Below are 10,647 nucleotides of genomic sequence, written 5' to 3' on the forward strand. Positions count from 1 at the left end.
ACAAAAGAGGCAGTTTTCATTAACTAAAAAATTATTATTTTTATAATAATTGAAATTCGTTTAACGTATCTAAATTATAAATTCTTTCAATTAACTGCGGGATCAAAGTGAAAATTCAAATCGTTAAAACTGCACAAAAATTTGGTATAACATATTCCGTAATATTACTGATTGCGTTTATTTTAATGGGCAATTCAGGTGAATCAAAAAAATTAAACGGCAGCGAAAAGACTTCATTTAAAGAAATATTAAAAGATTTCAAATCACCGAGTCAGGATTATGGAACAGTTCCATTCTACGTCTGGAATGGAAAAATGTCAAAGGAAAGAATTGAAAATGATCTCAAAGATTTTAAAGCGGTTGGTTACGGCGGAGTTTTTATTCATCCGCGCCCCGGATTGATTACCGAATATATATCTGACGAATGGTTTGATCTTTTTAATTTTACACTGCAAAAAGCTAAAGAGCTAAACTTAAATATTTGGATATATGACGAAAATTCATATCCAAGCGGATTTGCCGGCGGACACGTTCCCGCGCAAATGCCGGAATCATATAATAACGGTCAGGCATTAAGTCCCGTTGACACAAACACAATTCCTCTTAATTATAAAGATTATTTCCTTTTATATGAAAAAACGAAAAAAGGATATAAAAACATTACAGAAGAAGCCAAAGATAAAGTTGGAAAAAACGGAGAGTACATTTTATTTAAAAAAGATTATTTTGAAAAATCCGGGTGGTTCGGCGGTTGGTCTTATGTTGATCTTTTATATAAAGGAGTAACCGAAAAATTTATTGATATTACGATGACAGGTTACAAAAAAATCGCGGGTGATGAATTTGGAAAATCTATTAAAGGCGTATTTACAGACGAACCTGAAATAAATACTCACGGCGGAATTAAATGGACTCCGGATTTGTTTGATTATTTCAAAAAATGTGGAACTATGATTTGAGAGATTATTTACCATTACTTTACAAAGAAACGGGTGATTGGAAAAAAGTAAGGCATAATTATACACAAACATTACTTCAGTTATTTATTGATAGATGGTCAATACCGCAGAATAAATTTTGTGAAGAAAATAATTTAATATTTACCGGTCATTACTGGGAACACGGATGGCCAAGTATGAAACTCGGCGGCGATAATATGGCGATGTACGCTTATCATCAAATGCCCGCAATTGATATGCTGTTTAATCAGTTTGATGAAGTATCAAACAGAGCGCAGTTCGGCAACATCCGTTCGGTTAAGGAATTGGCAAGCGTCGCAAATCAATTGGGAAGAAGAAGAACACTTTCCGAAACATACGGCGGCGGCGGTTGGGAAGTGACATTTAAAGATTTAAAAAGATTAGGTGATTGGGAATTCGCGCTGGGAGTAAATTTTATGAATCAGCATCTTATTCATTATACTTTAACCGGAGCCAGAAAATATGATTATCCTCCTTCATTTTCGTATCATACTCCTTATTTCAAATATTATAAAAATCTTAATGATTATTACAAAAGATTGTCATTTGTAATATCAGCAGGCGAACAAAGAAATGATATTTTAATAATAGAACCGACAACTTCAGCGTGGCTTTATGATTCCTACATCAGCGCGTCAAAAAATAAAAAGATCGATACACTTGGATTAACATTCCAAAAATTTGTTACCGCTTTGGAAAAAAATCAAACTGAGTATGATCTCGGCTCTGAAGATATAATTAAAAATCTCGGATCGGTAAAAGACAAAAAATTTATTGTCGGAGAAAGGGAATACTCAACTGTTGTAATTTCCCCTTTTACTGAAAACTTAAATTTAAGCACCGTAAAATTATTGAAAGAATATATTTTATCCGGCGGTAAAGTAATTACATTTGCCAATCCTAAATTGGTAAACGGAGAATTGAATAAAGAAGTAAGCTCTTTGTTCAGCGCGAAGAAAAAAAATATTTATCAATTTAAAAACTTGAGTGATGAAATAATTAAAAATTATTTTAATAATAATGATTTGGATATTAAAATAAATGGCGGCAATATTTATCATCACAGAAGATTATTGACTGACGGGCAGATATTGTTTTTGGTAAATTCAAGTTTGGATGACAGATCAAATTGTGAAATTACAATTAAAGGCAAAGACGCAAAATTGATGAACTTGTTCAACGGAGAAATATTCGATTACAGTGAAACGAAATTAAACGATAAAATAAAATTTAATGTTGAAATTGAACCCGCCGGAAGCGCTTTATTTTATATTTCCGATTCAGAAATAAATGAATTTCCTCAATTTGATAAAATTGAAATGGATAAAATGACCGAAGTTAATTCAAGCCCGGAAATTAAAATTACCTCTGAAAAGCAAAACGTTTTAAATATTGACTTTTGTGATCTACAAGTCGGAGAAAATGAATATAAAGACCTGAATGTTTATAATACCGCCGCGAATGTTTTTAAAGCTCACGGATTTAAGGAAGGTAATCCATGGAATACTTCAGTACAATATAAAACTTCAATTTTAGACAGAAGAAATTTTGGAAATGAAACAGGATTTACGGCTTCATATAATTTTACTATTGAAGATGATTTTAATTTTGAGAACTTAACCGCCGTAGTTGAAAGACCTGAAAATTGGGAATTGTTCATCAACAATAATAAAATTGAAAATGAAAAAAACGAATGGTGGCTTGATAAAGATTTTGGAGTTTATAAAATCGGACGATTTGTAAAAATAGGATTAAATAAAATTGATTTGAAATGTTATCCAATGAAAATCCACGCGGAGATTGAGCCGATTTATTTATTAGGTGATTTTTCAGTAGAGCCAAATGAAAAAGGCTGGAAAATCAAAAAGCCGAATTCTGTTTTAAAATTGGAAAGCTGGAAAAACCAGGGTATGCCATTTTATTCTTGGGATGTTAATTATGAAAAAGAATTTAACGTTAATAATAAAGCAAAAAAATATTGCGTTAAAATTGAAGATTGGAAAGGAACAGTTGCTTCGGTTAGCGTAAACGATAAAGATGCCGGAATAATTTTCCTTGATTCAGAACCTTTGGATGTTTCCAAATTTATAAATGAAGGTAAAAATAAAGTTAATGTTAAAATAATAGGAAGTTTGAAAAATTTACTTGGACCGCATCATAAAAATCCCGTTCCTGGTTTGGTTAGTCCGTGGCATTGGCGCGGTATGGATAAATATCCTTCAGGAAGTGAATATCAAATGTTGGATTACGGATTATTCGGCAGCATTCGTTTATTTGAAGAAGCAAAATAATTAAAAATTTACAGTAATTTTTATGAGTGAATACAAATATGAAATTATCAAACTTGGCAATACTATTTATGTTTTCCGCTGTGACTTTATTTGCGCAGGAATTCAAATTTAATCTTTGGGAAAAAGATATTCCCAATTATCAAAAAACCGACGAAAAGGAAGTAGTAGAGAACGGGAATATTAAAGTTATCAGTTTAGTACAAACACCCGAAATTGAAGTTTATCTTCCATCAAAGGCAAACGCTACAAAAGACGCCGTTGTTATTTGTCCAGGAGGCGGATATAGAATTTTAGCGTATGATTGGGAAGGAAGCGATATAGCAAAATTTTTCAATTCAAAAGGAATTGCGGCTGTTGTGTTAAAATACAGACTTCCCGGCGCAAAGAGCAACATAGTTCCTTATAAATCTCCTTTGTTAGACGCAAACCGCGCAGTAAAATTTACGAGAGCTCACGCGCAGGAATGGAACATTGATCCGAACAGAGTAGGCATTATGGGATTTTCAGCGGGAGGACATTTAGCTTCAATAGCAGGAACTCATTATGATCTTGGAGATTCCGTGTCTTCGGATCCAATTGAAAGATTAAGCTCAAGACCGGATTTTATGATTTTAATGTATCCTGTAATTTCATTCATAGAAAAATTTTCACATTCAGGTTCAGCTAAATATTTACTTGGCGAAAACCCATCCCAAGAATTATTAAAGAATTTTTCCAATGAACTTCATGTTACAAAAAATACGCCGCCGACAATTTTAATACATTCACAAGATGATAAAAGTGTTCCGGTTGAAAATAGTTTGGTTTTTTACAAAGCGCTTTGCGATAACAACGTAAAATCTGAAATACATATTTATCCTTACGGCGGACACGGCTTTTCGTTGGCAATTGGAAAAGGTTATTTATCAACATGGACAGATCGCGTAATTGATTGGATAAACAATTTAGAAAAATAAATTAAAGAAAGACGAAACTAATGTGCGGCAGATTTGAGAATAATATAAGAGAAGACTGGATGCAGGAAAAGTTTGCGGAATTTAACGTAAACTTTATTTTAAGTTCAGATTTAAGCAAAATTAAAAAAGAGAACATTGCGCCTACAAATATTATAATTAACGTTCAAAGTGAATTAGAAAAATTGATCGCGGAAACAAATTCTTGGGGAATTAAATTCGCGGAAAGTTCTCCTTTAATTTTTAACTCGCGCATAGAAACAATTAAAGAAAAACCGTTCTGGAAAATGCTGTTTGATAGGAACCGATGTATTGTTCCAATGACGGCATTTTATGAATGGAAGAAAATAAAAACAAAAAAAGTTCCGTATAGAATATTTTTGAAAAATGAAGAAATGTTTTTTGTCCCGGGGTTATTCAATAAAGATAAAGAAGGGAAAAAGTATATTTCACTTATTACAACTGAGCCTAACGAATTTATGAAAGAAATTCACCACAGAATGCCGGTTATATTAAATATGGAAGAAGCTGTAAAATATTTGAAAGATGAATCCGAACAAAATTTAAAGAAGTGCATACCTTATAAAAACTCCGCTCAAATGGAAATGGAATTAGCCGAAATATAATTGAAATTTATAAGTTTTATTAGAGCAAAATTGGTCGAATAATTTGACATTGCGGCATCATTTTAATTTAATAAATTCAATTAAAATCAGTACGAATTAAATATTTTTTTAAAAAAAAGTAAAAATATATCTGATTTGTAAGTATAAATACTTACAATCCTGAAATAATTATGTTTACAAAACGATATTTATCTATTATATTTTATTTATTATTTAAGTTGAAATAAATAATAATTGTATGTGTGACTGACTAAGCGAAGCTGTAAATTTTATAAATCATATTTGATATCTTATTTAATGCAAATTAAATTAAACCATAGCAAAAATAGCTTAACTCACTTTTCTTTATTCATATAGATTACCGCAACAATAAAAGAATCTCTTAATTTCCTGATGAAAGAATATGGCATAATTCTTCAATCTAATTGATTGCATTTCTTAGGGAAGTATGCCTTTACAAAGTTCTAAAAAAAGTCTTGAGACATAAACAGTACTCAAAAATTAACTTGTACTTATGTTAACCAATATTTATAAATGTATGTGTTAATTAAATAACTATTGTTTTAAGGATCATATAATGTTATTAAAAAAATTAGCAAATTATATTATTGTATTATTAGTCATAATATTAATATTTACTTCATGCGGCAAAGATCAACCTACAGCTCCGGAAGAAGTTGATTTAACAAATGTAAAAGTAAGTTTAAGTACATATCCAAATATTGGAAGCAATAATACATTTTTCGAATTTTATGTAAAAATTGAGCCGAACGCAAATCATCTTAAAGAAATTAGATTTGACCTAAATGGAGATAATGTTGTTGATACGGTACAAATATCAGACGATACTCTAAAAACAAAATTGAAAAATCTTGGATTAAATGAAGTTAAGTCTACGATTGTTTTTACGGATAATTCAACTTTATCGAGTTCGATTAAAGTATGGGTTTCGCAACCTAAAATAATATTAAAGGATGGCAGACCGTTTTTTGAGCCAAATATTTATAATGGAAAAATGATTTCGGTTACACATGGAACAACACATCAAGCCCAATTAATAAACATAGATACCTATGAAATAAATTGTTATTTGTGTGATTTAAACTTAGATAAATTTTCGGAAATGCACGTAACTATACCAAGTTTTGACGGATCAAAGTTGTTATTTGATAATGGAGTTAGTCATGATTTTTGTTATACAGATATAGCCGCAAAAGATACAACTTCAATTGATGTTCCGATTGATTTGGTGCAATATCCTGTTGGTAAATTAACGTGGAGTCTTGATAGCAAAAATATTTATGGAATATTAAGAAATACATCTGATGGTAACAGCGGAATTACTTCTTACAATATTGAGACAAAAGAAGTAAAGAACATATATAGTAAAGGAAATTATATTTGTGTAATTCCTGATCAAAATGATAAATTGGCAATACTTGAAAAAGATGATTCAGGCAAGCATAAATTGATAATTTATAATCTTAAAACAAATAGCATTGAAACCCAGTACAGCGATATTCCTTTGGCTGCTCCATTCCGCATTATTAAAAACAGTGATCTTATTTACTTTGACGGTAAATTGGCATTTTATTCACTTAGCAAGAAACAAATTTATTATATGCGATTCGATGAGTTAAATTTAGCAGATCATATGTACGGTGAAGCTGACATTAATATGGAAGGAAATAAATTTATTATTGGCACTTGGGATGCCAATAGAGCTCTATATGAAATTGATTTATCTTTAAGTGCTTTTCAAGAATAATTGATTGCAAAAACAACATTAAAAATATTTGAATAATGTGAATATATTTCATTTTACTTGGAACGCATAATTCAAAATTAAAATCAAATAAGGAATGAAACTAAGTAATTTAAATATAAAATTCGAAACTGAATAAATAAAAAATTATAAAAAACATTTACTAAAGATCCAAAGGACTTTTAACACCCATTCCGCCTTTATTCAAAACGTGCGTATAAATCATGGTAGTTTTAACTGAAGAATGTCCAAGCAGTTCCTGAACGGTTCTAATATCATAACCAGCCAAAAGGAGATGAGTCGCAAAGCTATGCCGAAGGGAATGTGGTCCGCCCAACTTTGCAATTTTAGATTTAACGAGGGCAGATTTAAACATCCGTTGAAAAGTAGAAGCATGAATATGACGTCTGTAGATATAGCCTGATTTTATGTCTTTTGTAAAATCATTGGAAGGAAAAAGATACTGCCATTTTAATTCACGCGAGGCATTAGGATATTTAACATCCAGGGCAAAGGGCAGAGTTGTTAATCCAAAACCTTTAGCCAAATCTTGATTATGTAAGTTTTCAACAAAAGCTGTTTGCTCATTAATTTTTTGAATAATGGATTCCGGTAAAAGTGTAATTCTATCCTTAGCGCCTTTTCCATTACGGATTACCAATTGCTTGTAACCTATATCAATATCAAGTAAACGAAGGGATAAACCTTCGGAAAGTCTTAATCCGGAACCATAAAGCAGTTCGGCAATAAGTCTATATATACCTGTAAGATTATTTAAAATAGATTCAATTTCACCTTTAGTAAAAACAACGGGTAAATGTTTTGTTTGTTTAGCGCGATCAACATTCTTGATCCAACCGATATCTTTTTTAACAATTTGGCGGTAAAGGAATAGAATTGACTGCAAAGCTTGATTTTGCGTTGGCGCTGAAACGTGCCGTTGATTTGCAAGATAGTTTAAATAATTACGCACATTTTCGGCAGATAAATCTATTGGGTGAGTTTTATTATTATAAATGATAAAATCTTTAATCCATTTTATATAAGCTTGTTTAGTTCTAACGCTATAATGCAGAACAGTCATTTTTTCGGCGATTTCATCCAAAAGTTTACTTTTTTTATGCATAATATTATTCCCTAATTATTTAGCATAATATTTTCCCAATGGTGCATAATATTATTCCGGTAGTTTAAAGTGGCAAGAATATTAGATAGTAAAAAATTTATGTTTTAGCGCGATAACGAATAATATTACAATTGACATTTATAAATTTAAATTATATAATTATTTACAAATAAACAATATTATGCAAAGTAAAGAAAAATATTATGCAAAATTAATTAACTAATTCAGTATAAGTTATAGTTAAATTAAGCCAGCAAAGCTGGCAGTAAATAAAATCATTAAAAAAATACTATGATAAAAGTTTCAGACATACTCTCTGGAAGTTTAAATAAGTATTTAATTGACCATAAACTATCCTACAAACAAAAAAAAGTTATAAATAAAATAATAAACTGTTTTTCAGAAAACAGTAAGCAAATGCATTTTGTTTGTTCAAATGAAAAATGTGATTATGATGAGTATAAACCCCAGCCATGCAGAGATAGACATTGCAATAGATGTAACAATAATAAAAAAATAAAATGGCTTATAAATCTTTTGCGCAATCATTTGCCATTGCCATATTATCATATAGTATTCACATTACCATCCGAGTTAAATAACTTAGCAATATGTAATCAAAAAATATTGTATGATATATTCTTTAAGAGTTCATTTTATGTACTAAATAAGTTCTCACAAGATGAAAAATATTTTGGTGGAAAGCTTGGATATATTGGACTATTACATACTTGGGGACAAAAATTAGATTATCATCCGCATTTACATTTTATCGTAATGGCTGGAGGAATAAAGGGTAACACATATAAAAAACTGCCATATCAGAGGAAGTTTATTTTCCCGGTACTTGCAATGTCCAAGGTAATGATGGGCAAATTTATTGAATTGCTGAAAGAGAAGTATAATGAAGGCAAACTAAACTTTCCAGGAAAGTTAGAACCAATAGAGAAAGAAAAAGATTTTAATAAATATTTATTTGAACTTAGCAAGAAGAGTTGGGTGATTTATACAAAGGCACCATTGCCGAACAGTGAAAGAACATTGGAGTACATTTCAAGATATTCACACAAAGTAGCAATATCGAATGGCAGAATAAAAAGTTATAATGAAGGTAAAGTAAGTTTTGTGTATAACGACTATAATGAAGAAGATGAAAAAGGGATAGCAAAAAGAAAAGTTATAAAAATAACAGATATTGAATTTATCAGAAGATACGTGCTGCATATATTGCCGGAAGGTTTTAGAAAGATAAGATACGGTGGAATATTTTCTTCAAATCAAAAAAGTGATGCAATAAGAATAATTATGAACTGCATTAAAGATGAACTGAAAAAACTAATTGAGAATACTGAAAACTTACTTCATGATTTTGAAGAAGAAGTTAAATGTTTTTGTCCCAGATGTAACCATACAGTTCTGGTTAACGGTTATGGCTGAGGTTGAGAGCTTATACATTAATACTGGCTTAATCTAACTAGCCAATCAACCCGCAGCAGAACTATGTTGGATTAAATAGTAAATATTGTCTTTGAAAGTATGTTCTTAATTCTGTTAAAATGGTTCTGAATAATTTAAGTTTAGTTCCGCCGCGCTTTCTTTGAAAGTTAAGCACGGCTAAATATAAATCTTTGCGTTGCTTAATTGGCATTGCTCTTTGGAGCTGCGGGTTATTGGCAACGATGTTATAGGAAAAAAAATGTGGGTGAAAAATAGAAACAGCTCTTTTTATTTATTTTGGCATCTGGTATCCTACTTGGCGAAAATATGGTAGGGATGGAACAAATTGGATTGAAAATAAACAAGAATTATACAATTACAACAATTCTTCACACCTAATTAACTTTTTTATTATAGATTCTTTTATTGATTGTGACACTTCAAATGTCATATATTATATTTATCATCAAATTAATAGAATCAAAGAAGAAATTTATAAATATTGGGATTATAATGATAGTACTTATCGGAAGGAAAAATAATATATCAATTTGATGATCAGATAATATAATTGAGAGAATATCGCAACAATTTTTGAGTAATGTGTTGATAAATACAGAGCGTACAGAGTACAACTTTGATAAAGATAATAATCTAACGCAAAGATTAGTACAACACTGGGGAGATAATAATTGGGAAAATTTTGAAAGTTATAATTTCATTTATGATGACGGAAAAAAATGAGTACATTCAACTATTATGGGAAGAATACAGAATGGGACACTCTAAGAAAGCATTTTTATAATTACAATGATTTTAATTTGTTAATTGAAGGAAAATAGTCAAGTTAAACAAAATGAAGTTTGGATTAAAGACTCGAAGTTTTCATTTGATTATGATATGGAAGGGAATCTTGTTTTTCAAAAATTTCAATATTGGGATGATATTTTTAATCTAATGGAAATCAAAATATCTATGAATTTAATCCAAATGGAAGTTTAGCGAGTGAAAATTGAACAAGGTTGGAGGAATAATAATTGGGAGTACAATTCCAAAATAAATTATGAGTATGATAATAATGGCAATCTTATAAATAAAGATATAATAATTGGACTAATGGAGAATGGAGTAATATATCTCAAAATATTTTTAAGTATAATATGATTGTAAGTGTGTAAACTCAACAAATATTGCTGAGGGTTTTACATTGTCAAAATAACTATCCAAATCCATTTAATCCGACAACAAAATTGAGATTCCATTCCAGAAAAGAGAAGGTACAATTAGTCATTTTTAACCATTGAGGCAAGAAGTTAAAATTCTTGGGAGATGAATCCAAAGAAAATGGTTTCTTAATTACGTTTAAACTGGAAATGGATTAAGTAGTGGGATTATTTATATCATTTAAAAAGTTTGGAATAAATATCAAGCAGAGTAAAAAATGTTACTAATAAAATAATTACCATATA

The 10,647-nt window shown here is 30.1% G+C and carries 8 protein-coding genes; 6 read left to right on the forward strand and 2 right to left on the reverse strand.

The genetic code is table 11. From position 1 onward, the window contains the following. The first annotated feature begins 107 nt into the window (after positions 1–107). From IPK06_18695 to IPK06_18715, 5 genes are all read left to right on the forward strand, one after another. Entirely contained in the window at positions 108–959 is an 852-nt protein-coding gene (locus IPK06_18695; protein ID MBK7981995.1) for a hypothetical protein, read from the forward strand. Beyond that, positions 941–3,271 carry a hypothetical protein gene (locus tag IPK06_18700; GenBank protein MBK7981996.1) on the forward strand — a complete coding sequence of 777 codons (2,331 nt, stop codon included), beginning with the start codon at positions 941–943 and terminating at the stop codon, positions 3,269–3,271. The genes IPK06_18695 and IPK06_18700 overlap by 19 nt, the downstream gene beginning before the upstream one ends. A 38-nt stretch (positions 3,272–3,309) precedes the next feature. Continuing rightward, on the forward strand, positions 3,310–4,227 hold the full coding sequence (locus IPK06_18705; GenBank protein MBK7981997.1) for an alpha/beta hydrolase: 918 nt from the start codon (positions 3,310–3,312) through the stop codon (positions 4,225–4,227). A gap of 20 nt (positions 4,228–4,247) precedes the next feature. Next, positions 4,248–4,850: an SOS response-associated peptidase gene (locus tag IPK06_18710; GenBank protein ID MBK7981998.1), complete on the forward strand. Its 603-nt coding sequence runs from the start codon at positions 4,248–4,250 to the stop codon at positions 4,848–4,850. A gap of 577 nt (positions 4,851–5,427) precedes the next feature. Next, positions 5,428–6,618: a hypothetical protein gene (locus IPK06_18715; GenBank protein MBK7981999.1), complete on the forward strand. Its 1,191-nt coding sequence runs from the start codon at positions 5,428–5,430 to the stop codon at positions 6,616–6,618. A 160-nt stretch (positions 6,619–6,778) separates the two neighbouring features. Here the strand turns inward: IPK06_18715 and IPK06_18720 are convergent, their stop codons facing one another. Next, positions 6,779–7,741, reverse strand: a complete 963-nt coding sequence (locus tag IPK06_18720; GenBank protein MBK7982000.1) for an integron integrase — start codon at positions 7,739–7,741, stop codon at positions 6,779–6,781. A 291-nt stretch (positions 7,742–8,032) separates the two neighbouring features. Here IPK06_18720 and IPK06_18725 point away from each other — a divergent pair, with 291 nt between their 5' ends. After that, the gene (locus IPK06_18725; GenBank protein ID MBK7982001.1) at positions 8,033–9,178 is read left to right on the forward strand and encodes a transposase; all 1,146 of its coding nucleotides are present in this window, start codon (positions 8,033–8,035) and stop codon (positions 9,176–9,178) included. Positions 9,179–9,239: 61 nt separating this feature from the next. On the opposite strand, the gene IPK06_18730 is transcribed toward IPK06_18725, so the two are convergent. Then, positions 9,240–9,389, reverse strand: coding sequence for a hypothetical protein (locus IPK06_18730; protein ID MBK7982002.1), 150 nt, complete (start codon positions 9,387–9,389; stop codon positions 9,240–9,242). Between the last annotated feature and the right edge of the window lie 1,258 nt (positions 9,390–10,647).

It is taken from the genome of Ignavibacteriota bacterium (assembly GCA_016713565.1).
In the GTDB taxonomy this organism is placed as follows: Bacteria; Bacteroidota; Ignavibacteria; order Ignavibacteriales; family Melioribacteraceae.

Coding starts and splice junctions, on each gene's coding strand:
- IPK06_18700 (MBK7981996.1), top strand. CDS start 941: ATGTGGAACTATGATTTGAGAGATTATTTACCATTACTTTACAAAGAA.
- IPK06_18705 (MBK7981997.1), top strand. CDS start 3,310: ATGAAATTATCAAACTTGGCAATACTATTTATGTTTTCCGCTGTGACT.
- IPK06_18710 (MBK7981998.1), top strand. CDS start 4,248: ATGTGCGGCAGATTTGAGAATAATATAAGAGAAGACTGGATGCAGGAA.
- IPK06_18715 (MBK7981999.1), top strand. CDS start 5,428: ATGTTATTAAAAAAATTAGCAAATTATATTATTGTATTATTAGTCATA.
- IPK06_18720 (MBK7982000.1), bottom strand. CDS start 7,741: ATGCATAAAAAAAGTAAACTTTTGGATGAAATCGCCGAAAAAATGACT.
- IPK06_18725 (MBK7982001.1), top strand. CDS start 8,033: ATGATAAAAGTTTCAGACATACTCTCTGGAAGTTTAAATAAGTATTTA.
- IPK06_18730 (MBK7982002.1), bottom strand. CDS start 9,389: ATGCCAATTAAGCAACGCAAAGATTTATATTTAGCCGTGCTTAACTTT.